The organism is Streptomyces sp. NPDC004065, from assembly GCF_044903565.1.
In the GTDB taxonomy this organism is placed as follows: Bacteria; Actinomycetota; Actinomycetes; order Streptomycetales; family Streptomycetaceae; genus Streptomyces.
Genome location: NZ_JBJDQT010000009.1, coordinates 184,518 through 207,761 on the forward strand (window position 1 = coordinate 184,518; position 23,244 = coordinate 207,761).

18 protein-coding genes are annotated in these 23,244 nt (G+C 73.9%); 10 read left to right on the top strand and 8 right to left on the bottom strand.

All coding sequences use genetic code 11. The features are described 5' to 3' along the window. The first annotated feature begins 30 nt into the window (after positions 1 to 30). Positions 31 to 1,071 carry an EamA family transporter gene (locus ACI2LW_RS13300; RefSeq protein WP_404731300.1) on the top strand — a complete coding sequence of 347 codons (1,041 nt, stop codon included), beginning with the start codon at positions 31 to 33 and terminating at the stop codon, positions 1,069 to 1,071. Between the two features lie 201 nt (positions 1,072 to 1,272). Here ACI2LW_RS13300 and pepN (ACI2LW_RS13305) read toward each other — a convergent pair whose 3' ends face one another. Both pepN (ACI2LW_RS13305) and ACI2LW_RS13310 read right to left on the bottom strand, forming a co-directional pair. Further along, positions 1,273 to 3,852, bottom strand: coding sequence for an aminopeptidase N (gene pepN / locus ACI2LW_RS13305; protein WP_404731301.1), 2,580 nt, complete (start codon positions 3,850 to 3,852; stop codon positions 1,273 to 1,275). Positions 3,853 to 3,991: 139 nt separating this feature from the next. Next, on the bottom strand, positions 3,992 to 5,008 hold the full coding sequence (locus ACI2LW_RS13310; RefSeq protein WP_404731302.1) for an aspartate-semialdehyde dehydrogenase: 1,017 nt from the start codon (positions 5,006 to 5,008) through the stop codon (positions 3,992 to 3,994). A 370-nt stretch (positions 5,009 to 5,378) separates the two neighbouring features. On the opposite strand from ACI2LW_RS13310, the gene ACI2LW_RS13315 reads away from it, so the two are divergent. The 3 genes from ACI2LW_RS13315 (at position 5,379) to ACI2LW_RS13325 (ending at position 7,403) form a co-directional block, all read left to right on the top strand. Continuing rightward, positions 5,379 to 5,915, top strand: a complete 537-nt coding sequence (locus ACI2LW_RS13315; RefSeq protein WP_404731303.1) for a sigma-70 family RNA polymerase sigma factor — start codon at positions 5,379 to 5,381, stop codon at positions 5,913 to 5,915. A 1-nt stretch (position 5,916) separates the two neighbouring features. Continuing rightward, a complete protein-coding gene (locus tag ACI2LW_RS13320) occupies positions 5,917 to 6,810 on the top strand; it encodes a hypothetical protein (RefSeq protein WP_404731304.1) in 894 nt (297 codons plus the stop codon). A gap of 140 nt (positions 6,811 to 6,950) precedes the next feature. Further along, the gene (locus ACI2LW_RS13325; protein WP_404731305.1) at positions 6,951 to 7,403 is read left to right on the top strand and encodes an NUDIX hydrolase; all 453 of its coding nucleotides are present in this window, start codon (positions 6,951 to 6,953) and stop codon (positions 7,401 to 7,403) included. Between the two features lie 200 nt (positions 7,404 to 7,603). Here the strand turns inward: ACI2LW_RS13325 and ACI2LW_RS13330 are convergent, their stop codons facing one another. Together ACI2LW_RS13330 and pepN (ACI2LW_RS13335) are read right to left on the bottom strand one after the other, a co-directional pair. Continuing rightward, entirely contained in the window at positions 7,604 to 8,665 is a 1,062-nt protein-coding gene (locus ACI2LW_RS13330; protein WP_404731306.1) for a hypothetical protein, read from the bottom strand. 279 nt (positions 8,666 to 8,944) lie between these two features. Continuing rightward, on the bottom strand, positions 8,945 to 11,518 hold the full coding sequence (gene pepN / locus ACI2LW_RS13335) for an aminopeptidase N (RefSeq protein WP_404731307.1): 2,574 nt from the start codon (positions 11,516 to 11,518) through the stop codon (positions 8,945 to 8,947). A 191-nt stretch (positions 11,519 to 11,709) separates the two neighbouring features. Here pepN (ACI2LW_RS13335) and ACI2LW_RS13340 point away from each other — a divergent pair, with 191 nt between their 5' ends. Beyond that, positions 11,710 to 12,372, top strand: a complete 663-nt coding sequence (locus tag ACI2LW_RS13340) for a DsbA family protein (protein WP_404731308.1) — start codon at positions 11,710 to 11,712, stop codon at positions 12,370 to 12,372. A 140-nt stretch (positions 12,373 to 12,512) separates the two neighbouring features. Here the strand turns inward: ACI2LW_RS13340 and ACI2LW_RS13345 are convergent, their stop codons facing one another. Further along, entirely contained in the window at positions 12,513 to 12,752 is a 240-nt protein-coding gene (locus ACI2LW_RS13345) for a hypothetical protein (RefSeq protein WP_404731309.1), read from the bottom strand. 432 nt (positions 12,753 to 13,184) lie between these two features. On the opposite strand from ACI2LW_RS13345, the gene ACI2LW_RS13350 reads away from it, so the two are divergent. Then, entirely contained in the window at positions 13,185 to 13,769 is a 585-nt protein-coding gene (locus ACI2LW_RS13350; RefSeq protein WP_404731310.1) for a biotin transporter BioY, read from the top strand. A gap of 85 nt (positions 13,770 to 13,854) precedes the next feature. On the opposite strand, the gene ACI2LW_RS13355 is transcribed toward ACI2LW_RS13350, so the two are convergent. Then, entirely contained in the window at positions 13,855 to 14,577 is a 723-nt protein-coding gene (locus ACI2LW_RS13355) for a hypothetical protein (protein ID WP_404731311.1), read from the bottom strand. A 160-nt stretch (positions 14,578 to 14,737) separates the two neighbouring features. Here ACI2LW_RS13355 and ACI2LW_RS13360 point away from each other — a divergent pair, with 160 nt between their 5' ends. Then, a complete protein-coding gene (locus ACI2LW_RS13360; protein WP_404731312.1) occupies positions 14,738 to 16,567 on the top strand; it encodes a serine/threonine-protein kinase in 1,830 nt (609 codons plus the stop codon). Positions 16,568 to 16,687: 120 nt separating this feature from the next. On the opposite strand, the gene ACI2LW_RS13365 is transcribed toward ACI2LW_RS13360, so the two are convergent. After that, positions 16,688 to 18,193 (bottom strand): amino acid permease, encoded by a 1,506-nt coding sequence (locus ACI2LW_RS13365; RefSeq protein WP_404731313.1) that lies wholly within the window; start codon positions 18,191 to 18,193, stop codon positions 16,688 to 16,690. A gap of 238 nt (positions 18,194 to 18,431) precedes the next feature. Here ACI2LW_RS13365 and ACI2LW_RS13370 point away from each other — a divergent pair, with 238 nt between their 5' ends. Both ACI2LW_RS13370 and ACI2LW_RS13375 read left to right on the top strand, forming a co-directional pair. After that, the gene (locus ACI2LW_RS13370) at positions 18,432 to 18,917 is read left to right on the top strand and encodes a ribose-5-phosphate isomerase (protein ID WP_404731314.1); all 486 of its coding nucleotides are present in this window, start codon (positions 18,432 to 18,434) and stop codon (positions 18,915 to 18,917) included. Positions 18,918 to 19,509: 592 nt separating this feature from the next. Next, the gene (locus tag ACI2LW_RS13375; protein ID WP_404731315.1) at positions 19,510 to 20,319 is read left to right on the top strand and encodes an Fpg/Nei family DNA glycosylase; all 810 of its coding nucleotides are present in this window, start codon (positions 19,510 to 19,512) and stop codon (positions 20,317 to 20,319) included. A 154-nt stretch (positions 20,320 to 20,473) separates the two neighbouring features. On the opposite strand, the gene ACI2LW_RS13380 is transcribed toward ACI2LW_RS13375, so the two are convergent. Beyond that, entirely contained in the window at positions 20,474 to 21,715 is a 1,242-nt protein-coding gene (locus ACI2LW_RS13380; protein ID WP_404731316.1) for a GNAT family N-acetyltransferase, read from the bottom strand. Between the two features lie 162 nt (positions 21,716 to 21,877). Between ACI2LW_RS13380 and ACI2LW_RS13385 the strand changes: the two genes are divergently transcribed. After that, the gene (locus ACI2LW_RS13385) at positions 21,878 to 23,056 is read left to right on the top strand and encodes a PP2C family protein-serine/threonine phosphatase (protein WP_404731317.1); all 1,179 of its coding nucleotides are present in this window, start codon (positions 21,878 to 21,880) and stop codon (positions 23,054 to 23,056) included. Positions 23,057 to 23,244 lie beyond the last annotated feature (188 nt).

A 23,244-nucleotide genomic window follows, 5' to 3' on the forward strand; every position in this document is an offset into this window, starting at 1 on the left:
GACTGCTCCCGCATCCCGGAAGGGTCCTCCATGGCCGCCGACCGCCGCCCCGCCGCAGCCACCGCGTCCCTGTCCCTCACCGTCCTCACCGCGCTCGCCCCCGTCTCCTGGGGGACGACCTACGCCGTCACCACCGAGTTCCTGCCGCCCGGCAGGCCGCTGCTGACGGCCCTGATCCGGGCACTGCCCACCGGCCTGCTGCTGCTCGCCCTGGTCCGCGTCCTGCCCAGGGGCGCCTGGTGGTGGCGGTCGGCGGTGCTCGGCACGCTGAACATCGGCGCGTTCTTCCCGCTGCTGTTCCTCTCCGCCTACCGGCTGCCGGGCGGCATGGCGGCGGTGGTCGGCTCGGCGGGCCCGTTGTTCGTGGTGGGCCTGTCGGCGCTGCTGCTGGGACAGCGGCCGACGGCGCGTGCGCTGGTCACCGGGGCCATGGCCGCGCTCGGCGTCAGCCTCGTCGTCGTGCGGGCGGCCGGGGCGCTGGACGCCGTGGGGGTCCTCGCTGCCCTCGGCGCGACCGCCTCGATGTCCACCGGCACCGTCCTGGCCAAGAGGTGGGGCCGCCCGGCCGGGGTGGGCCCGCTCGCGCTCACCGGCTGGCAGCTCACCTCGGGCGGGCTGCTGATCGCGCCGCTCGCCCTGCTGGCCGAGGGGCCGCCGCCCGCGCTGGACGCCCGGGCCGTCGGCGGCTACCTCTATCTCGCCCTCGGCAACACGGCACTCGCCTACTGGCTGTGGTTCCGCGGCATCGGCCGGCTCGGCGCCGCCCAGGTCACCTTCCTCGGGCCGCTCTCCCCGCTCACCGCCGCCGTGATCGGCTGGGCCGCCCTCGGCCAGGCGCTGAGCCCGGTCCAACTGCTCGGCATGGTCCTGGCGTTCGGGGCCACGGTCGCCGGGCAACTCACACCCCGCCCGTCCCCGGTGGAGCGGACCGTCCCCGACGACGCCAGTCCTGCGGGGTCGGCCGTCCCCGGCGCTCGTCCTGCCGGGCGGGCCGCGCCCGGTACGCCCGCCGCGGGGCCGGCCGTCCCCGGCGGCGCACCCGCCGTCGTACGGCCGCCGCGCGCGCCGTAGCACGCGCGCCACAGCACCCGGCGGCGACCCGCCCCGGGACCTCCCGCCCCGGCCCCAGAGCCGCCCCCAAGCAGCCCACCCCGGCCTCCGCCCCGCCCCCCCAAGCAGCCCGCCCCGGCCCCCGCCACCGCAAGGGTGGCCGGGCCCGGGGCGGGACGGGCGGTGCGGACGGGGTAACGGCACCCCGACCGCGTGCGGTGCCTACGCGGCCGCCGCGTCCGCCGCCTGGGCCTTCAGGGCGCGCTCCACGCCCGCGCGCGACTCCGAGACCAGGCGCCGCAGGGCGGCGTTGGGCTCCGCGGAGGCCAGCCACTCGTCGGTCCGGCGCAGCGTGTCCTCGGACACCTGGATCGCCGGGTACAGGCCGACCGCGATCTGCTGGGCCATCTCGTGGGAGCGGGACTCCCAGATGTCCTTGACCACCTCGAAGTACCGCTCGGTGTACGGCGCGAGGAGCTCGCGCTGGTCGGTCTGGACGAAGCCCGCGATCACCGCCTCCTGCACCGCGTTGGGCAGCTTGTCGGAGTCGACGACCGACGCCCAGGCCTCCGCCTTGGCCTCGGCGGTGGGCCGGGCGGCGCGCGCGGTGGCCGCGTGCCGCTCACCGGCCGCGGTCCGGTCCCGCTCGTACTCGCCCGCGATCTCCGCCTCGTCGTACCGGCCCACGGCCGCGAGCCGCTGCACGAACGCCCAGCGCAGTTCCGTGTCCACGACCAGGCCGTCGATCGTCTGCGAACCCTCCAGCAGGGCGTTCAGCAGGTCCAGCTGCTCCGGTGTGCGGGCCGTGGCCGCGAAGGCGCGCGCCCACGCCAGCTGGTGGTCGCTGCCCGGCTCGGCGGTGCGCAGGTGCGCCAGCGTGGCCTCGGTCCAGCGGCTGAGCAGGGTGTCGCGTGCGGCGGGGTCGGCGTACTGGTCGATCGCCAGCTTCACCTGGCGCTGCAGCGACTGCACCACGCCGATGTCGGACTCCTTGCCGATGCCGGACAGCACCAGCGACAGGTAGTCACGGGTGGCCAGCTCCGCGTCCCGGGTCATGTCCCAGGCCGACGCCCAGCACAGGGCGCGCGGCAGCGAGGACTCGAAGTCGCCCAGGTGCTCGGTGACGAAGGCCAGCGACCGCTCGTCCAGGCGGACCTTGGCGTAGGTCAGGTCGTCGTCGTTGAGCAGGATCACCGCCGGACGGCGCCGGCCCACGAGCTGCGGTACGGCGGTCAGCTCGCCGTCCACGTCCAGCTCGATCCGGCCGTCCCCGCCGCGCACCAGCTTGCCGCTCGCCTCGTCCAGGTCGTACAGGCCGATCGCGATGCGGTGCGGGCGCAGCACCGGCTCGCCCTTGGCGCCGGGCGGGAGCGCGGGGGCCTCCTGGCGGACCGCGAAGGAGGTGATCACACCCTCGGCGTCGGTCTCGATCTCGGGGCGCAGGATGTTGATCCCGGCCGTCTCCAGCCACTTCTTCGACCAGGTCTTCAGGTCCCGTCCGGAGGTCTCCTCCAGGGCGCCCAGCAGGTCGTTCAGGCGCGTGTTGCCGTAGGCGTGCCGCTTGAAGTACGCCTGCACGCCCCGGAAGAACTCGTCCATGCCGACGTACGCCACCAGCTGCTTGAGCACGGAGGCGCCCTTGGCGTAGGTGATGCCGTCGAAGTTGACGAGCACGTCGTCCAGGTCGTTGATCTCCGCCATGATCGGGTGGGTGGACGGCAGCTGGTCCTGCCGGTAGGCCCAGGTCTTCATGGAGTTGGCGAAGGTGGTCCACGAGTGCGGCCAGCGCGAGCCGGGGGCGTGCGCCTGGCAGGCGATGGAGGTGTAGGTGGCGAACGACTCGTTCAGCCACAGGTCGTTCCACCACTCCATGGTGACCAGGTCGCCGAACCACATGTGGGCCAGCTCGTGCAGGATCGTCTCGGCCCGCATCTCGTACGCCGCGTCGGTCACCTTGGACCGGAAGACGTACTGGTCGCGGATGGTCACCGCGCCCGCGTTCTCCATCGCGCCCGCGTTGAACTCCGGCACGAAGAGCTGGTCGTACTTGGCGAAGGGGTAGGCGTAGTCGAACTTCTCCTGGAACCAGTCGAAGCCCTGCCGGGTCACCTCGAAGATCGCGTCCGAGTCGAGGAACTCGGCGAGCGAGGGCCGGCAGTAGATGCCGAGCGGCACGGACTGCCCGTCCTTCTCGTACACGCTGTGCACGCTGTGGTACGGGCCGGCGATCAGCGCGGTGACGTACGTCGAGATGCGCGGCGTCGGCTCAAACGCCCAGACGTTGTCCCGGGGCTCGGGCGTCGGCGAGTTGGACACGACCGTCCAGCCCTCGGGCGCCCGCACGGTGAACCGGAAGGTGGCCTTCAGGTCGGGCTGTTCGAAGGAGGCGAAGACGCGGCGGGCGTCGGGCACCTCGAACTGCGTGTAGAGGTACACCTGGTCGTCGACCGGGTCGACGAAGCGGTGCAGGCCCTCGCCGGTGTTGGTGTACGCGCAGTCGGCGACGACCCGCAGGACGTTGGGGCCCCGCAGCAGCCCCGGCAGGGCGATCCGCGAGTCCTGGAAGACCTCGGCCGGGTCCAGCGCGTCCCCGTTGAGGGTCACCTCGTGGACCGCCGGCGCCACCAGGTCGATGAAGGACGCCGCACTGTCTTCAGCCACGTCGAAGCGCACCGTGGTCACGGACCGGTAGGTGCCGCCCTCCTGCGCGCCGGAGAGGTCGAGATCGATCTCGTACGAGTCAACGGTGAGCAGCTTCGCCCGCTGCTGTGCCTCTTCGCGAGTCAGGTTTGTGCCAGGCACGCGGTCATCTCCTCGTGATGTGTGGGTGCGGTCATCCTTCCACGTCGCGCCCGATGCGAACGGGCGGTCACCGGCTCCCGGCGACCGCCCGCTCCCACACGTACCCGGACGGGCGCTCACGCCCCGTCCGGCCGCGGCACTAGGCGCTCAGCTCCGCCGCCACCAGCTCGGCGATCTGCACCGCGTTCAGGGCCGCGCCCTTGCGCAGGTTGTCGTTGGAGATGAACAGGGCCAGACCGTTGTCCACGGTCTCGTCGCGGCGGATGCGGCCGACGAAGGACGGGTCCTGGCCGGCGGCCTGCAGCGGGGTCGGGATGTCGGACAGGGCGACACCGGGGGCGCCGGCCAGCAGCTCGGTGGCGCGCTCCACGCCGAGCGGGCGCGCGAAACGGGCGTTGACCTGGAGGGAGTGGCCGGAGAACACGGGCACGCGCACACAGGTGCCGGAGACCTTCAGGTCCGGGATCTCCAGGATCTTGCGGGACTCGTTGCGCAGCTTCTGCTCCTCGTCGGTCTCGAACAGGCCGTCGTCGACGAGGTTGCCGGCGAAGGGGAGCACGTTGAAGGCGATCGGGCGCTTGTAGACGGCGGGCTCGGGGAAGTCCACGGCCGCACCGTCGTGGGTGAGCTTGTCGGCGTCCGCGACGACCTTCTGGGTCTGGCCGTGCAGCTCGGCCACGCCCGCGAGACCCGAGCCGGACACCGCCTGGTAGGTGGCGACGACCAGCGCCTCCAGTCCGGCCTCCTCGTGCAGCGGCTTCAGCACGGGCATCGCGGCCATCGTGGTGCAGTTCGGGTTGGCGATGATGCCCTTGGGGCGGCTCGCGACCGCGTGCGGGTTCACCTCGGACACCACCAGCGGCACGTCCGGGTCCCGGCGCCAGGCCGAGGAGTTGTCGATCACCACGGCGCCCTGCGCGGCGACCTTCTCCGCCAGCGCCTTCGAGGTGGCGCCGCCCGCCGAGAACAGCACGATGTCCAGCCCGGTGTAGTCGGCGGTGGCCGCGTCCTCCACCGTCACCCCGTCCACGACCGTCCCCGCCGAGCGGGCCGAGGCGAACAGGCGCAGCTCGGTGACGGGGAAGTCGCGCTCGGTGAGGATCCTGCGCATGACCGTGCCCACCTGACCGGTGGCTCCGACGATTCCGACCCTCACGGTGACTCCCTCTTCGTGTGCTGTGCGTGTGCCGTGCGTGCGTGTGCGCCCGGCCGAGGCCCTTCCCATCATGCGGCCGACCCCGGCCCGGGTGTCCAATTCTTTGCGCCCGGTGCCCGCGGAGTGGGACGCCGGGCGTCCCGGAGGCGGTTGCGGTCCCTGCGGTGCGCACCCGGGGCGGACCGCAGGAATTCGCCCGCCGGGCCCCTCGGGCCGCAAGCCGTGCCGCCCGGTGCCTGCCCGTCCGCGACCGGCGCACACGGCGATGTGACGTACGCCTCCGCCGGGGCGCCGGGAAAAGCCCGCGCCGGCGGCGAACGTTCCGCCCGGGTCCGGCGTCGTAGGGGGGAGGCGGTGAGGGGGGTGGCTGGTGCTGCGCGGAAGGACGCGCCGCGGCCGGGAGGCGGACCACGGCGGCGGCGATCCGCTGGACGCGGACCAGGAACGGCGGGTGCGGGCGGTGCTCGCGCTCGGCGGGGTGCCGCAGGCGGACCTGATGGACGGGGTGCAGCAGGTCCGTCTGCGGCTGCTGGAGCGGGCCGCGAGCGGCCGGCGGGCGCCGCGCGACGTCTCGGCGTGGGCCGCGGTCGTCGCCTCCAACCTGGCCATGGACTGGCACCGCGCCCGCCGCCGCCAGGACCGGCTGGGGGAGCGGCTGGCCGTCCTGGGCCGGCCCGAGCAGACGGCCGGCGGCGAGGACACGCGGGTGCTCCGGCTCGCCGTCGCGCGGGGCCTGGACGAACTGCCCGACGCCCAGCGCCAGGTCCTGGTCCTGCGCTTCTACGCCGACCTGCCCGTCCGTGCGATCGCCGAGCAGCTCGGCGTCCCGGAGGGCACGGTCAAGAGCAGGCTGCACACGGCGGTCCGCGCGCTGCGCGACCGGCTGCACGAGGACGAGGTGGTGTGACGTGACCGCCGAGCACTCCGGAGACTCCGAGCAGCAGTACAAGCGCTACGAGGAGCACGAGCAGTACGAGCAGTACGAGCTCCCCGAGCTCCCCGAGCTCCCCGAGCTCCCCGAGCCCGCCGAGCCCGCCGAGCCCCCCGGGCACACGGAATACCGGGGACGCCCCGGACGCCCCGGGGACGGCCTCGACCCGCTGATGGCCGCGCTCACGGACGCCCCGCTGCCCCCCGAAGCCCGCGCGGACCCCGCCTTCATGGCCGCCCACCGGGCCGCCCGGGCGGACGCCGCCGTGCTCCGCAGTCATCTGCACGCCCTCGGGGACGCCCTCGCGGGCCCCCCGCGGCCGCGGCCGGCCGCCCGCCCGTCTCCCGTGCGCCGGGAGACGGGCCCCGGCCGGTCCCGCGGCCGCCGCCCCGGCGTCCGCGCCCTCTCCCTCGGCGCCCTCGCGGCGGCCGTCGTCGCCTCGGCCGTCCTGGGCCTCGGCCGGCTGGCCGCGCACGGCGGCGGAGCCGCCTCCGAGGGCTCCGCCGACAAGGCCGGTGCGGGCCGGGCCGCCGAGGGGTCCCCGCTCGCCGCGCCCGGCTACCTGGCCTGCGCCCGCCTGGTCGTCGAGGGCGAGGTGACGGGCGTGGCCCCGGTGCCGGGCGACGCCGGCCGGGACCGGGTGACCCTGCGGGTGACCCGGGCGTACAAGCCGGCGCACGAGCAGGGGGAGGTGTCCTTCACGATGGCGGAGCCGCTGGACTTCGGCACGGGCGACCGGCTGCTGGTCGGCATCCCCCGGCGGGCCGGCTCGCCCGACGTCTGGATCGCGGGGGAGGAGGCCATCGCCCCCGAACGCGACCGGATCACCCGGGCCCTGCCCGGCTCCCGATCCCTTCGCTGCCCGTCCTGACCGGTGAGCGGGCCGGACGGGCGGGGCGCCGCGGCTCCGGGGCCGCGTCCGGGCCGCGTCCGGGGCTGCCTGCGGGCGCCCCGTCCCGTGCTGCGCCCGAAAGCGCTCCGCGGGGCCGTGCGCTGCCGTAACGTCACCGCATGCGCAAGGAGTTGAGGGTGGCGGCCTACGCCGTGTGTGTGCGGGACGAACGGATGCTGCTGGCCCGCTGGGTGGCGCGCGACGGGGCGCGCCGGTGGACCCTGCCCGGCGGCGGCATGGAGCACGGCGAGGACCCCTACGACACCGTCGTCCGCGAGGCCGAGGAGGAGACGGGATACACCGTGGAACCGGTCCGCCTGCTGGGCCTGGACTCCATCCGCCGCACCTACCCGCGTCCCCTGGGCAGCCAGGCCGACTTCCACGGACTGCGCATCGTCTACGAGGGCCGCGTCACCGGCGGCGAGCTGCGCCACGAGACCGGCGGCTCCACGGACATGGCCGCCTGGCACCCGCTGCAGGAGGTGCCCGGCCTGGACCGGGTGGGCCTGGTCGACGTCGGCCTGCGGCTGTGGCGCGAGCGGCCCGTGCACGGCCGGGTCCCCCTCTCCTAGCCACGCGAGCCGGCTCCCCCTCCCGGAGCGACAGGAGCCGGATCCCTCTCCCGGGAGTGACACGAGCCGGCTCCCCCTCCCGGAGCGACGCGTCCGCCGCGCCCCGCCCCGCGGGGTGGACGCCCGCGCCACGGCACGAGGAGGGGCCGCCGGTCGCCCCGGCGGCCCCTCCTCTCCCCTCCTGCCGTACGCCGTCCCGCCTACCGGGGCAGTACGACGACGTACGCGGCCGGATCCCGCTCGGCGGCCGCCATCAGGGCCGTACGGACCACCGCCGCCTGCTGCTCGGGCGTGTCGCGCAGCTTGCGGGGCGTGATGTGGACGACTGTGATGCCGAGCCGTTCCAGGTGCTCCCGCTTGCGGGCGTGCGCCGACCACTGGGCGTCCTCCTCCGGCCGGTCGCCCTGACGCGGCGCCCGGGTGTCCAGTTCCACCGCGACCGCCTGCTCCGGCCAGTACGCGTCCACACCGCCGAGGTGCGGACCGCCCGGCAGCCGCAGGTCGACGTTCCACACCGGGGCGGGCAGGCGGTGCTCGCGGACCATGCGGTACAGGCGGTCCTCCGCGATGGCCCGGCCCTCGGCCAGCAGCGAGTCGACCGCGCCCACCACGTGCGGCCGGCCCAGCAGCCGGGCCTCGGTCAGCTCCCTGACCACCGCGGCCGGTTCGCAGTGGCCGCCGCGCACCGCCTCGGTCAGCAGCCGCCGTACCGTGGCCGCGTCCGAGAGGCGGGCCACCGCGTCCGCCAGGGCGCGCGGAACCGGCGCCACCGGAAGCCCGGTGACGGACTCGGGGACGGGCAGGTCCGCGGTGCGGACGATCCGCGCGCAGCCCGTCGAGCGCAGCCGCCGCATCCGCGGCACCAGCACGTCGATCGTCTCCAGGGACGGCAGGGACGGGGCGGCGGCGAAGCCGTGCAGGGCCAGTGCGGCCAGACCGGTGATCATCGCCTCGGCGTACACCGGGCGGTGCGGCTGCCGCGCGGTGGGCTGGGCCGGCACCCCCGGGGCCGGCTCGGCGCGCCGGCCGCGGGCCGCGTAGAGCAGTACCGCGTGCAGCCGTTCCTCGCCGGTCGGCGGGCCCGGGTGGAGCAGCAGGACGCCCGGCAGCAGCTGTCGCCAGGGTCCGCCCGTGCGGCACTGCTCGTTCGCCTCGGCCGCCGAGACGCCGTGGGCGCGCAGCTGGGCGGTGGTCAGGACGCGGCGGCGCGCCTCGGGAAGGTGGCTGAGGGGGCGGGGGGAGAGCGGGGTGTTGTGGTTCATGTCCGGCACGGTTCCCGGCCCAGGCCGGCCCGCTAACCGCTGTTACACGTCCGTCGACGAATCCGGACAAGCCCGCCCTAAAGGACGGGTGTTCGGATGCCGAAAACCCCTGGTCTCCCGGGGGAGGACCAGGGGTTACGGTGTGTCTTGACCGAATTTCGTAACGGTTACCGCCCGCCTGACCTTTGGCCAGAGCTGCGGCTCATCGGGTGACGGCCCGGGACGCTCCGCGACCGGCGCGCCCCGCACCCGCCATCCGCCACCCGCCACCCGCCGCCCTCACGCCCGCGCGTCGCACGCCTGTCCGCGCAGCGCCCGCGCCAGGTCGTCCCGCGCCTCCAGCACCAGCCGGCGCAGCGCCGGGGCCGCCCCCTCGTGCGCGGCGAGCCAGGCGTCCGCCGCCGCCAAGGTCTCCTCGGAGTCCTGCAGCGCCGGGAACAGGCCCCGGACCACGTCCATCGCGATCTGGATCGACCGCTCGGTCCACACCCGCTCGATCGCCTCGAAGTACTTCGGCGCGTACGGCGCGAGCAGCTCCCGCTGCGAGGGCTGGACGAAGCCCGCGATCGTGGCCTCCACCAGCGCGTTCGACAACGCGTCGGACTCCACCACCTGCGCCCACGCCTGCGCCTTGACGGCGGCCGAGGGACGGGCGGCCAGGCAGCGCACCTGGTGACGGCGGCCGGAGGCGGTGTCGTCCCGGGCGAGTTCGGCGGCCAGCACCTTCTCGTCCGCCACCCCGTGCGCCGCCAGCGGCTCCAGGAACGCCCAGCGCAGCTCCTGGTCCACGTCCAGCCCGGGGACCTCCTCCGTGCCGTCCAGCAGACCCTTCAGCAGGTCCAGGTCGGCCGGCGCCGACGCCACCGACGCGAAGAACCGCGCCCACGCCAGCTGGTGCTCGCTGCCCGGCTCCGCCTGCCGCAGCTCGGCCAGCGCACCGTCGGCCAGGGCCCGGGCACCGGTCTCGCGCCACTCCGGTGCCACGTAGTGGACCAGCGCGGAGTCCGCCCACGCGTGCAGCATCTGCAGCACGCCGATGTCGGACTCGCGGCCCGCGAACCGGAGCACCAGGTCCACGAACTCCCGCGCCGGCAGCAGCGCGTCCCGGGTCATGTTCCACAGCGCCGACCAGCACAGGGCGCGCGCCAGCGGGTCGGTCAGCGCGCCCAGGTGCTCGCGCAGCGTGGCCAGCGAGGTCTCGTCGAAACGGATCTTGCAGTAGGTCAGGTCGTCGTCGTTGACCAGCACCAGCTCGGGTGCGTCCTGCCCGGCCAGCGCCGCGACGACCGTCCGCGGCCCGTCCACGTCCGCCTCGGCCCGCGCGTACCGCTCCAGCGCGCCCGCCGGCGTGCGCCGGTACAGGCCCACCGCGATCCGGTGCGGGCGCAGCTCGGGATGCGACTCGGGGGCCTCCTGCACGACCGCCAGCTCCTCGACCCTGCCGTCCGTGTCCAGCAGCACCTGCGGGGTCAGCGAGTTGACCCCGGCCGTCTGCAGCCACGCCCGCGCCCACGCCGCCATGTCCCGGCCGCTGGTCTCCTCCAGCACCGCGAGCAGGTCGCCCAGGCGGGTGTTGCCGTAGGCGTGCCGTTTGAAGTAGCGCCGGGCGCCCTCGAGGAACGCGTCCTGGCCGGCGTAGGCCACCAGCTGCTTGAGCACGGAGGCGCCCTTGGCGTAGGTGATGCCGTCGAAGTTCAGCTTGGCGTCCTGCAGGTCGCGGATGTCCGCGGTGACCGGGTGCGTGGACGGCAGCTGGTCCGCGCGGTACGCCCACGCCTTGCGGCGGTTGGCGAAGGTGATCCAGCCGTCGGTGAAGCGGGTCGCGCCGACCAGCGCGAAGGCGCCCATGAAGTCGGCGAAGGACTCCTTCAGCCACAGGTCGTCCCACCACTCCATGGTGACCAGGTCGCCGAACCACATGTGCGCCATCTCGTGCAGGATCACATTGGCGCGGCCCTCGTAGGAGGCCTGGGTCACCTTCCCGCGGAAGATGTACTCCTCCCGGAACGTCACCAGGCCCGGGTTCTCCATGGCGCCCAGGTTGTACTCGGGGACGAACGCCTGGTCGTACTTGCCGAACGGGTACGGATAGTCGAAGTGGTCGTGGAAGAAGTCCAGGCCCTGCTTGGTGACCAGGAAGACGTCGTCGGCGTCGAAGTGCCGGGCCAGCCCCTTGCGGCAGAGCGCGCCCAGCGGGATCTCCAGCCGCGTGCCGTCCTCCAGCACCCGCTCGTAGGAGTCGGTCACATAGTGGTACGGCCCCGCCACCACGCACGTGATGTACGTGGAGATCGGCTTGGTCTCCGCGAACCGCCACACCCCGTCCCGCTGCCGGCCGGTGCCGTTGCTCCACACGGTCCAGCCCTCCGGCGCGCGCACCTCGAAGCGGAACGGCGCCTTGAGGTCCGGCTGCTCGAAGTTGGCGAAGACCCGGCGGGAGTCGGCCGGCTCGTACTGGGTGTAGAGGTAGACCTCGCCGTCCTCGGGGTCGACGAAGCGGTGCAGGCCCTCACCGGTGCGCGAGTACGCGCACTGGGCGTCCACGACCAGCTCGTTCTCGGCGGCCAGGTCCTCCAGCAGGATGCGGGAGCCGTCGAAGACCTCGCTCGGGTCCAGGTCCCTGCCGTTGAGCGACACCGCGGTGACGGCCGGTGCGACCAGGTCCGCGAAGCTGGAGGCGCCCGGCTCCTGGCAGCGGAAACGGATCGTCGTCACCGACCGGAAGGTGCGCGGCCCCGGTCCGGTGTGCTCGCCCACCGCGGACCGCACGTCCAGGGACACGTCGTACCCCTCGACGGACAGCAGTGCGGCCCGCTCCCGGGCCTCGTCGCGGGACAGATTCTCACCGGGCACGTGCGACTCCCTCAGGGACGTTTCGGATCAGGACGTGACGTATCGAATATCGGACGCCAGGAACAGCCCCGATCCTGCCATGCGGACCTGACGCCCGGCAGCCGGGAATGCGACCGGCGTCACGGGCGTTGGCGCTGGGCAGACCCCGTGGGCCGGCGCACGGCCGAGTGCGCCGTACGAAGAGGAGAGTCATGTCCGCCAGTGCGACCCCGTCCGGCAAGACCCCCGTCGACTTCTGGTTCGACCCGTCGTGCCCGTGGGCGTGGATGACGTCCCGGTGGGTGCTGGAAGTGGAGAAGGTGCGGGACATCGAGGTCCGCTGGCACCTGATGAGCCTCGCGGTGCTGAACGAGCCGAAGCTGGACGAGCTGCCCGAGGAGTACCGCGAGTGGCTGACCACCAAGGCGTGGGCGCCGGTGCGGGTGGTCGCCGCGGCCTGGCAGAAGCACGGCGACGACGTCCTCGGCCCGCTCTACACCGCCCTCGGCACCCGTTTCCACAACCGCGGCGAGGGCCCCACCCGCGAGGCGATCGCGGGCGCCCTGCGGGACGCGGGCCTGCCCGCGGACCTGATCGAGTACGCCGACCAGGAGGACTTCGAGTTCGACGCCGAGCTGCGCGCCTCCCACAAGGAGGGCATCGACAAGGTCGGCCAGGACGTCGGCACCCCGGTCATCGCGGTCCCCGGCGCGAACGGCGAGCAGATCGCCTTCTTCGGCCCGGTCGTCACCCCCGCCCCCAAGGGCGAGGAGGCGGCCCGCCTGTGGGACGGCACCCTCGCGGTCGCCTCGGTCCCCGGGTTCTACGAGATCAAGCGCACCCGGACGGCGGGGCCGGACTTCAGCAACCTGTGAGGCCCACCGACCTGTGAGGCCCACCGACCTGTGAGGCCCACCGACCTGTGAGGCCCACCGACCTGTGAGGCCCACCGACCTGTGAGGCCCACCGACCCGTGAGGTCCACCCGAGCTGTGAGGCTCACCGACCCGTGAGGCTCACTCCGGCAGAGGCATCTTCACGGGTGGGTCGAAGGGCCTGTCGTCCCAGGCGTAGCGGATGTTGCGGCAGTCCCGCTCCCGGGTGACGCAGATCCAGTAGTCCTCCACATACGGGTGGGTCCTGCCGCGCTTGGCCAGCTCGGCGCGGATGAAGTCGCGTTCCCGGTCGTCCCGCGGCGGCCGGTGCGGCTCACGGCCGCCGCAGGTGTGGCAGGGGTAGATCTTCTCCTTCGGCATCCCCCCACCATGGCCCGGAACCCCGCCCACCGGCACCCCCCGCACCGGCGGACGGCACACGGCGGACCCACCGACGGGTGGGTCCGCCGTGCGCCGGCCGCTCCCCCCGGTGCGGGCCGGGCCGGCGACCGACGGGTACGACGGCGACCGACGGGCGCGACGGCGACCGACCGGCACGACGGGACGGCGAACGCGCGCCTCCCGCCGGGCCGTTTGGCGGATCCCTACAGCGGCCGGCGTGGACGAAGACGTGGCAGGAACCGCGCCACCTCCGTGACCGGCATCACGTCCGCCCATGTGTACACCCCCGCGTTTGTACGAAGTTGACCAAGCGTCGGTTCCCCCCTTTGTCGGGCGCTGACGGTGATCACCCGCGGCCCGCTGGGATAGCGTCACGATGTCCCGAACTGCCCTCACCCCCGCGGAGTCCCCATGAGCACCGCTGCCGCCGCCCCCTCCCGCACCGGTCAGGTCCTCGCCGACCTGCTGCCGCAGTCCCGTGTCCGGGACGCCGCCCTGGTGATCGGCGGCGCCGCGCTCACCGGTCTCGCCGCGCAGATCTCGGTGCCCGTGCCCGGCTCCCCGGTGCCGGTGACCGGCCAGACCTTCGCCGCGCTGCTCGTCGGGACCTCCCTGGGCGCCGGCCGCGGCCTGCTCGCCCTCGCGCTGTACGCGCTCGCCGGGGTCGCGGGCGTGCCGTGGTTCGCCGGCGGCGCCTCCGGCGCCTCGGCCCCGTCCTTCGGCTACATCCTCGGCATGCTGCTCGCCTCGACGGTCGTGGGCGCCCTCGCCCGCCGCGGCGCCGACCGCGGCGTCTGGCGCATGGCGGGCACGATGCTGCTCGGCGAGGCCCTCGTCTACGCCGTCGGCGTGCCCTACCTCGCCCTGGCCACCGGCATGTCGGCGTCCGCCGCGATCGCGGCCGGCCTCACGCCGTTCCTGATCGGCGACGCCCTCAAGGCCGCCCTGGCGATGGGCGCGCTGCCCGCCGCCTGGAAGTTCGTCGGCAAGCGCTGACCGGCGGCGCGTCCGCGCACGACCGGGGCGGCCGGGGGTGACGTACACCCCCGGCCGCCCCGCCGTATGTCCGCGCCGCGGCGGGTCAGCCCCGCCGCTGACCGGGCCGGTACCGCGACCACCACAGGCCCGCCGCGCCCGCCGCGATCAGCGCCGCCCCGGCCGCGCCCAGCGGCAGGACGTCACGTCCCACGCCCGTGCGGGGCAGTTCGTCGCCGCCCGGGGCGGCCGGCTTGTTGTCGGTGCCGAGCAGCAGCGGGGTGGCCGGGGCGTTCGGTGACGGATTCGCCGTACCGAACGGCACCGGACCCTGCTGCCAGTACGTCTTCCCGCCGTCCGCCGTCTGCACCGGCAGGCAGATCTTCCCCTCCTTGCCCAGGTCGTACGTCGCGGCGACGGCGTACGACTTCGACGCGCCCGCGGCCAGATGACCGACCGCGCAGGAGAAACCGCTGTTCGCACCGGCCGGCAGATCTTTCTCCGGGATGGCCGCGCAGCCCGGCACATTCGTGACCCGCAGGCCGTCGAAACCGACGACCAGCAGCTTTACGTCACCGCTGTCCTTGGTCCCTCCGTTGCGCACGGTGGCATTGATGGACGTCTTTTTCGAACTGTTGTCGACCGAGATCTTCCGGGGCAGCAGTGTGCTCACCTTCACCCCCGCCGGCGCCTTGTCGACGACCTTTCCCCCCTGACTGCTGCCGGGCCCCTGGTCGTCCGCACCCGCGGTTCCGGAAAGCACCATCACCACCGAGAAAGATGCTGTGACCAGCGATCCCATGATGGCCGTCGTACGACGAGAACTCATGTTCGTCCCCCTTGGCTGCGCCTGAATTCGCAGTACCAGAAGAGGTACCACAAGATTTCTCCGCACTATGCTGGGACGGCCCCAAGTGTGACCATTGTGTTCCCCATTGGGGACAGGCGGGGCATCGTCGAGGGGGTGCAGCGAATTGCCGGGGAATTCGATGAGTGGCGGTGTTCCGGGGCTCCTGGTGACGGGACGTTATCGATTGGCCGAGAGTATCGGCCAGGGGGGTATGGGGCGGGTGTGGCGAGCCGCCGACGAAATACTCGACCGGCAGGTCGCCGTCAAGGAAATGCGCATCGACGGCGTGGACGCCGAGGACGGCCGCACCCGCCGTGAACGCACCCTGCGCGAGGCGCGCGCCACCGCCCGGATCGACCACCCCAACGTCGTCCGTGTGTACGACGTGGTGGACGAGGGCGAACGCCTGTGGATCGTCATGGAGCTGGTGGCCGGCCGCTCCCTGGAGCAGGTCGTGCTGCAGGACGGCCCGCTGAGCCCCGCCGAGGCGGCCCGCGTCGGCCTCGGCCTGGTGGCGGCGCTGCGCCAGGTGCACGCCGGGGGAGTGCTGCACCGGGACATCAAGCCGGGCAACGTCCTGGTGGAGCACGGCGGCCGGCGGGTGGTCCTCACCGACTTCGGCATCGCCGCGATCCAGGACGCCAAGGCGCTCACCATGGCCGGCATGCTGGTCGGCTCCCCCGACTACATGGCGCCCGAGCGCGTCTCCGGCCGCCCCCAGGGCCCGCCGTCCGACGTGTGGTCCCTGGGCGCCACGCTCTGCGCGGCGCTCGGCGGCCGCTCCCCGTTCGCCCGCGCGACGACCCTGGCGACGCTGCACGCGGTGCTCCACGAGGAGCCGAGCCTCCCGCCCGCCGCGGGCCCGCTGGGCGGCGTCCTCGCGGCACTCCTGACGAAGGAGCCGGCCGCCAGGCCCGGCCTGGACGACGTGGAGGCCGCCCTGGAACCGGTGGCGTTCCCGCCCCCGACCCCCACCCTCGCGGTGACCGGCCCGGCGGGGACCGGACCGGCGGCCGGAGGACGTGCCGCACCCGCGCCCGCGCCGGAACCGGCACCTGTACCGGCACCCGCACCCACGCCTGTACCGACGCCCGCACCGCTCCCCGGCACCCGTCCGGACCGGCCCTCGGTGCCGCCGCCCGGAGGGGGAACGTTCGGACGGGTGGCGTCCGGCGCGGGGATGCCCGGCGCGGGGACGCCCGGAGCCGGAACGCCCGGCGTGGGCACGCCCGGTACGGCACTGCCCGGCGGTCAGGTCGGGGTGCCGGGCCGGGGACGGGGCCAGGGACGGGGACGGCGCCGCGGGGCCGTACTCGTCACCGCCGTGGCCGCGGCCGTGGCGGCGGCGGTCCTCGGCCTCGTCCTCACCCTGCCGCACGGCGGCGACGGCGGCGGCGACGGCGGCCGTGGGGACACCACGGCCGGCGCCCGGCCGCCCTCCGCGCCGGGGGAGGACCGGCCCTCCGGCGGCGGCACCCCGGCACCGTCCGGGAGCGGCGGCGCGACCGCCTCGCCCACCGTCGAGGGCACGTCCAGGCCGCCCAGCCTGCCGCCGGGGGCGCACTGGGAGGCCGGAGGGTTCGGGTGGGCGACGCCGACGGGATGGCGCAGGGACGTGAAGACGGGGGCCGAGGTGCACTACACCTCGCCGGACGGCACGCAGGAGCTGGTGGCCAAGTCCTCACTGGCCCGCGGCGACCTGATGGAGAGCTGGCGGACCTCCGAGCAGAACGCCCACCAGGGCAGGGCCTACCGCAAGATCCGTCTGGAGCGCACGACCTTCCGCGGCCGTCCGGCGGTGGTCTGGGAGTACACCTTCACGCTCCGGGGCACCCCGTGGCACGCCCTCCTGCTCGGCTTCGACGCCAACGGCAAGACGTACCAGATCAACACCTGGTACCAGCCGGACGTGGAGCAGCGGGCACTGGAGACGTACGACAGGGTCAGGGACAGCTTCACGGTGCTGTGAAAACGGGTGGAGGGAGCCCCGAAGGACTCCCTCCACCCGTTGGCGCGCGCGACACGGCACCGAGCCGGCCGCCGCCGAGCCGTACGGCGCGGCGCGGCGCGGCGCCGGCAGCCGACGCTGTCAGCCGGCCGACGACACCTTCTCGGCCTCGGCCTCGCCCCCGGCCCCGGCGGGCCCCGCCTCGCCCACGGCCGCGGACCGGTTCCGGTGCAGCGTCTGCTTGACGAAGGCGATCGCCAGCACGACCGCGGCCACCAGCAGCGACAGCAGCACCGTGGTGCGCCCGCTGCTCTCGCCCTCGGTGTCGGTCAGCATGTAGCCGAGGACGAAGACGATCAGCGCGGCGGTCGCCCAGGTCAGGTACGGGTACAGCCACATCTTCACGACGAGCTTCTCGGGCGCCTCCCGCTGGATGATCCGGCGCATGCGCAGCTGCGAGAAGCAGATCACCAGCCAGACGAACAGCGCGACGGCGCCGGAGGAGTTCACGAGGAAGAGGAAGACGGAGTCCGGGAACTTGTAGTTGAAGAACACCGCCACGAAGCCGAAGACGACCGAGACGATGATCGCGGTCTGCGGCACGCCGCGGCGGGTGGTGCGGGCGAACGCCTTGGGCGCGTCACCGCGCTGGCCGAGCGAGAAGGCCATGCGGGAGGCCGTGTAGAGGCCGGAGTTGAGGCAGGACAGCACCGAGGTCAGCACGATGAAGTTCATGATCTGACCGGCGTGCGCGATGCCGAGGGAGTCCAGGGCGGCGACGTAGGAGCCCTTCTCCGCGATCGACGGGTCGTTCCAGGGGAGCAGGGCGACGACCACGAGGATCGAACCGAGGTAGAAGACGCCGATCCGCCAGATGATGCTGTTGGTCGACTTGGTCACGGCGCGCTGCGGGTCCTCCGACTCACCGGCCGCCAGGGTGGCGATCTCGCTGCCCATGAAGGAGAAGACGACGAGCAGCACACCGGTGAGGATGGCGCCGGGGCCGTGCGGCAGGAAGCCGCCGTGGTCGGTGAGGTTGGCGAAGCTCGCCTTGTCGCTGTGGACGCCCGGCAGCACGCCGAGGACGGCCAGCGCGCCGACGACGATGAACGCGCCGATCGCCACGACCTTGATGCCGGCGAACCAGAACTCGAACTCGCCGTAGGAGCCGACGGAGAACAGGTTGGTGGCGGTCAGCACCACCATCACGATCAGGGCCCACCCCCACTGCGGCACGGCGGGAATCCAGCCCTCGAGGATCTTGGCGCCCGCGGTCGCCTCCACCGCGAGCACGACGACCCAGAAGAACCAGTACAGCCAGCCGATCGAGAACCCGGCCCAGCTGCCCAGCGCGCGGTCGGCGTGCGCGGAGAAGGAGCCGGAGGTCGGGTTGGCGGCGGACATCTCGCCCAGCATGCGCATCACGAGGACGACGAGCGTGCCGACGAGGGCGTAGGAGACGAGGATGCCGGGGCCGGTGGTCGCGATGCCGGAGCTGGAACCGACGAACAGTCCCGCGCCGATGACACCGCCGATGGCGATCATCGACAGATGGCGGTTCTTGAGCCCGGCCTGAAGGCCGGAACCGTGTCCTTCGGGGGCTGTGCTGTCGCTTCCAGCCTTGTGCAGGGTCGGCTGCGAGGTCATGGACGGATTTCCTTTGCGCCGGGTGAGCGGTCGCCCATACGAGCGGTGTACGAGCCGGTCCAGTGAATCCGTGGCGAATGAATTCGTGAACCTTCGAAACTCAATCGTTACTTGAGGTTCGCTTGAGGTTTGTAGCCATACTCGCACTTGAAAGCGGCATGAGCCGCACCTGGCCACGGATCGCCCCTCACCGCACCCGGGGCGTCTGCCCGGCGCCCCGCATGTCACACTCGGGACCATGCGCGTGTATCTCGGCTCCGACCATGCGGGCTTTGAACTCAAGAACCACCTCGTCGAGTGGCTCAAGGAGGCGGGGCACGAGCCCGTCGACTGCGGGCCGCACATCTACGACGCCCAGGACGACTACCCGCCCTTCTGCCTGCGCGCCGCGGAGCGCACGGCGGCCGACGAGGGCTCCCTCGGCATCGTGATCGGCGGCTCCGGCAACGGCGAGCAGATCGCCGCGAACAAGGTCAAGGGCGTCCGGGCGGCCCTCGCCTGGAGCGAGGAGACGGCGTCCCTGGGCCGCCAGCACAACAACGCGAACGTCGTCGCGGTGGGTGCGCGCATGCACACGACCGAGGAGGCGACGAAGTTCGTCGAGACCTTCCTGAACACCCCGTTCTCCGGCGACGAGCGCCACATCCGCCGCATCGACATGCTGACGTCCTACGAGACGACGGGCGGCCTCCCGCCCGTCCCGGCCCACCACCCGCAGCAGTAGCCACGCGAGGAGGAGCGGGGCGGGGCCCGGGATGCAGGGCATCCTGCCCCCCCGGGGGGTGCGGGGCATCCTGCCCCCGGGGATACAGGGCACCCCGCCCCCCCCCGGGGGATACAGGGCACCCCGCCCCCCCGGGTGCAGGGCACCCCGCCCCCCGGGTGCAGGGCACCCCGCCCCCCTGGGGGTGCAGGGGGCGAAGCCCCCGCCCGGGGTCTGGGGCGGAGCCCCGGGGCCACCCGCGCCCCCTGGGGGTGCAGGGCATCCCGTCCCCGGGGTGCAGGGCACCCCGCCGCCCTGGGGGTGCAGGGGGCGAAGCCCCCGCCCGGGGTCCGGGGCGGAGCCCCGGGGCCGGCCCTTCCCCCGCCGAGTCGGTTGGGCGGGTGGGAGACTCCCGGGGGCGCAGCCCCCGCCGGGGTCCGGGGCGGAGCCCCGGGGCCGCCTCCTCCCCCCCACCGAGTCGGGTGGGCGGGTGGGAAACCGCCGGGGCGCAGCCCCCGCCGGGTCCGGGGCGGAGCCCCGGGCGGGTGCCTTCCGTCCCGCCGGGGAAACCCCGCCCCCGCCACAAAGACCCTTCCGCAGGAAAGGACACCCCGTGCCAGAGGGGCACACCATCCACCGCCTGGCAAAGGATTACGCCGCCCGCTTCCAAGGGCGGCCAACCACCCTCACCAGCCCCCAGGGCAAGTTCTCCGACGCCGCCGACCTCCTCACCGGAGGTGAACTCACCCGCACCGACGCCCACGGCAAGCACCTCTTCCTGGGCTTCCGCGCCTCCGACTGGATCCACGTCCACCTCGGCCTGTTCGGCAAGGTCACCTTCGGCGACGCCCCCGCGCCCCCGCCCACGGACACCGTCCGCCTCCGCCTGGCCAACGCCACCTCGTACGTCGACCTGCGCGGCCCCACCACGTGCGCGCTGATCACCGAGGCCGAGAAGGACGCCATACACGCCCGCCTCGGCCCCGACCCGCTGCGTCCCGACGCCGACCCGGCCGCCGCCTACGCCCGCGTCCGCCGCAGCCGTACGACGATCGCCGCGCTCCTCATGGACCAGAAGGTGGTCGCCGGCGTCGGCAACGTCTACCGCGCCGAGGTCCTCTTCCGGCACCGCATCGACCCCTACCGCCCCGGGAAGGACATCACCCCGGCCGAATGGGACGCCGTGTGGAGCGATCTGGTGGAGCTCATGCGGGAGGGCGTGCGCAACAACCGGATCGACACGGTCCGCCCCGAGCACACCCCCGAGGCGATGGGCCGCCCGCCCCGCGTCGACGACCACGGCGGCGAGGTCTACGTCTACCGGCGGGCCGGCCTGCCCTGCCACGTCTGCCTCACCGAGGTGCGCACCGCGGACCTCGCCGCCCGCAACCTCTTCTGGTGCCCCACCTGCCAGAACCTCTGAACCCCCGAGCCCGCAACCGCCGTACGGCCCGAGCCCGCAGCCAGCCGTACGGCCCCCAAGCCCCCAGCCGCCGTACGGCCCCCGAGCCCGCGGCCGGCCGCCGTACGGCTCCTGAGCCCCCCTCAGCCGCCGTACGGCCCCCCAGCCCAGCCCCCTAGAACCCGTGCGGCAGCCAGGGCGCCACCGCCGACCCGAACCCCGTCGACGCCTCAACCAGCGCGCCCTGCCGCAACTCCCGGACCCGTCCGGCCGCGGCCAGCCCGGCCAGCGGCACGCCGCCGAGGTAGGCCGCGCCCAACTCCCGTACCGTCAGCGCCAGATCGGCCGCATCGGACGTACGCTCGCAGGACGCGCCCTTCGCGTCCCCGCTCAGCCGCCACCGCCCGGCGTTCCAGGGACAGAAGGAATCCTCCACCTCGAACACCACGTCCACCGGCGTCTGGTACGTCCGCGCGGCCAGCGCCGCCCCGACGTCCACGAGCCGTACGTACAGCGAGTCCCGCAGCCGCGGCCGGCAGCGCCGGACGTCGGACACCAGGTACTGCCAGGCGTCGTCGACCGGGCGCGACCGCACGCTCAGCGTCGACGTCAGGTCGATGCCGAACAGGAAGCGCCACAGCGCGGCCCCGCTCGCCGGGTCCAGGGCGTCCAGATCGCTCAGCACCACCGTGCCCTCCGGACCCCCGGCGTCCCAGGCGGGCTTGACGCGGAAGCGGGCGTACCCGGTGACCTCGCCGTCGCGTTCGGCGACCACGCACTGCAGCGGTGACGCGCCGTCCCGCCGGCTCTCCGGGTCGAGCAGCGGCAGCCGTTCCCAGCCGGCCGGCCGCGCCACCATCCCGGGCCGGGTGGGCACCAGCCGGGCGTACACGGCCTCACAGGCGTCCAGCACGGCGTCGGGCGCCGCGTACCGCACCCGTATCGCGTCCGTGCCGGGCGGCACCGACAGGCCGGCCCGGCCCGTGTCGATCTCGGCCTGGAGCTGGAAGGTGGCCGCGCCGTACCCGAACCGGCCGTAGATCGCGGGTTCGGAGGCGGTCAGCACCGCCAGCGGCTCGCCCCAGGACCGTACGTCGTCCAGCTGCCGCCGCATCATGGACGTCAGCACGCCGCGCCGCCGGTGCGTCGCGGCCACGCCGACCATGGTCACCCCGGCCGCGGGCACCGCCGCGCCGCCGGGCACGGTGAGGCGGAAGGCGAACGCCCCCGCCGTCCCCACGCAGGCGTCGCCGTCCCAGACGCCCAGGGAACGCCCGAACTCGGTGACGGACCTCCAGGCCCGGCGTTCCTCCGCCGACTCCGGCACTCCGCCGAAGGCCCGGATCAGGGTGTCGTACCAGGGGTCCCACTCGTCCTGCCGCAGCACCCTCGGTCCGGTCGCAAGGTCGGTCGCCATGAGCCATGCCTACCAGCGCGGTGCGGGCGGAGCGAGCGAATTTCCGCCTGGTGGCAGCGCGGCGGCTCCTGGTGAAGTTCACTGTGAAGTTGAGCCTCGGACGGGGGACAAGTGGGACCTCCCGTGCCAAGCAGCAGGTCCGATGGATAGGGTCCCGAACTGATGGCAGCAGGACGAGAGCGGCGCGCGGAAGCCGAGACGTTCACGGCCCGGTTGAGGATGCAGTGGCACCGGGTCCGGGTCGGCGTGCGCAGATCCGCCGTGGACTACTTCCGCGGGGACGGCTCCGACTGGGTCGCGCTCGGCGGTCTGCTGGTGACCATTCCCCTGATCGCGGCGCTCACCCTCGCCAACTCGGTGTGGTTCTCACCGGTCGCGCTGGTGCTGCCCATCGTCGCGGGCGGCCTGCTGCTGCGCCCGGCCAGCCTGCTCGGGCTGTACGCGGCGGCGGCCACGGCGCTGATCGTGGAGTCGGTGCGGCTCGGCCCGTACACCGAGGGCCCCGCCCGGGTGACGCCGGGCGTGGTGCTGGTGGTCGCCGCGTGCGGCTTCTTCGGGCTGCTGATCGCACAGTTCCGCAGCCGGGTCGGCGTGCCCTGGCGGCGCGGCGGCACCATGCTGTTCGACCTGCGCGAACGCATCCGCGTGCAGAGCAAGCTGCCGCAACTGCCCGGGGGCTGGCACCGGGAGATGGCGCTGCGCCCGGCGGGCGGCCAGTCCTTCTCCGGCGACTTCGTGGTCGCGGCCCGCACCAACGGCGGGCGCACCCTGGAGGTCGTGCTGACCGACGTGTCCGGCAAGGGCATGGACGCGGGGTCGCGGGCGCTGCTGCTGTCCGGGGCGTTCGGCGGTCTGCTCGGCAGCCTGCCCCCGCACGCCTTCCTCCCGGCGGCCAACGGCTATCTGCTGCGCCAGGACTGGCAGGAGGGCTTCGCGACCTCCATCCACCTGGTGCTCGACCTGGACTCCGGCGACTACGAGTTGTACTCCGCGGGGCATCCGCCCGGGCTCCAGCTCAACGCGGGCACCGGCCGGTGGGAGGAGAAGGCCGCCGAGGGTCCCCTCCTCGGGGTGTACGACGGCGCCCAGTTCGACCCGGTGAAGGGCTCGCTGCGCCCCGGTGACGTGCTGATGCTGTTCACCGACGGCCTGGTGGAGACCTCCGACCGCGACATCGTCGAGGGCATCGACCGGCTCACCGGCGAGGCCGACCGCTATGTCGCGGGCGGCTTCCACGGCGCCGCGTGGCATCTGATCGAGGCGGTCGCCAAGGACGTCAACGACGACCGGGCGCTGCTGCTGATCTGCCGCGAGGGACCGACGGCCCAGGCACTGCGCTAGCTAGCCGGCCCGCGGCACTGGGCCGTTACCCGCACGGGCGCCCACGGCCGTACCCGCACGGGCGCCCATGGCCGTACCCCCACCGCGCGGCCACGGCCGCACACCACGAACACCGGGCGCCCACGGCCGCACACGACGAGCGGGGAGCGCGCCCCCGGCGGCCCGCACTCCCCGCTCCCACGACGAGG

Excerpts from the sequence above, each read along its gene's own strand:
- ACI2LW_RS13300 (WP_404731300.1), top strand. The coding sequence starts at position 31 with ATGGCCGCCGACCGCCGCCCCGCCGCAGCCACCGCGTCCCTGTCCCTC.
- ACI2LW_RS13325 (WP_404731305.1), top strand. The coding sequence starts at position 6,951 with ATGCGCAAGGAGTTGAGGGTGGCGGCCTACGCCGTGTGTGTGCGGGAC.
- ACI2LW_RS13330 (WP_404731306.1), bottom strand. The coding sequence starts at position 8,665 with ATGAACCACAACACCCCGCTCTCCCCCCGCCCCCTCAGCCACCTTCCC.
- ACI2LW_RS13340 (WP_404731308.1), top strand. The coding sequence starts at position 11,710 with ATGTCCGCCAGTGCGACCCCGTCCGGCAAGACCCCCGTCGACTTCTGG.
- ACI2LW_RS13345 (WP_404731309.1), bottom strand. The coding sequence starts at position 12,752 with ATGCCGAAGGAGAAGATCTACCCCTGCCACACCTGCGGCGGCCGTGAG.
- ACI2LW_RS13350 (WP_404731310.1), top strand. The coding sequence starts at position 13,185 with ATGAGCACCGCTGCCGCCGCCCCCTCCCGCACCGGTCAGGTCCTCGCC.
- ACI2LW_RS13355 (WP_404731311.1), bottom strand. The coding sequence starts at position 14,577 with ATGAGTTCTCGTCGTACGACGGCCATCATGGGATCGCTGGTCACAGCA.
- ACI2LW_RS13360 (WP_404731312.1), top strand. The coding sequence starts at position 14,738 with ATGAGTGGCGGTGTTCCGGGGCTCCTGGTGACGGGACGTTATCGATTG.
- ACI2LW_RS13365 (WP_404731313.1), bottom strand. The coding sequence starts at position 18,193 with ATGACCTCGCAGCCGACCCTGCACAAGGCTGGAAGCGACAGCACAGCC.
- ACI2LW_RS13370 (WP_404731314.1), top strand. The coding sequence starts at position 18,432 with ATGCGCGTGTATCTCGGCTCCGACCATGCGGGCTTTGAACTCAAGAAC.
- ACI2LW_RS13380 (WP_404731316.1), bottom strand. The coding sequence starts at position 21,715 with ATGGCGACCGACCTTGCGACCGGACCGAGGGTGCTGCGGCAGGACGAG.
- ACI2LW_RS13385 (WP_404731317.1), top strand. The coding sequence starts at position 21,878 with ATGGCAGCAGGACGAGAGCGGCGCGCGGAAGCCGAGACGTTCACGGCC.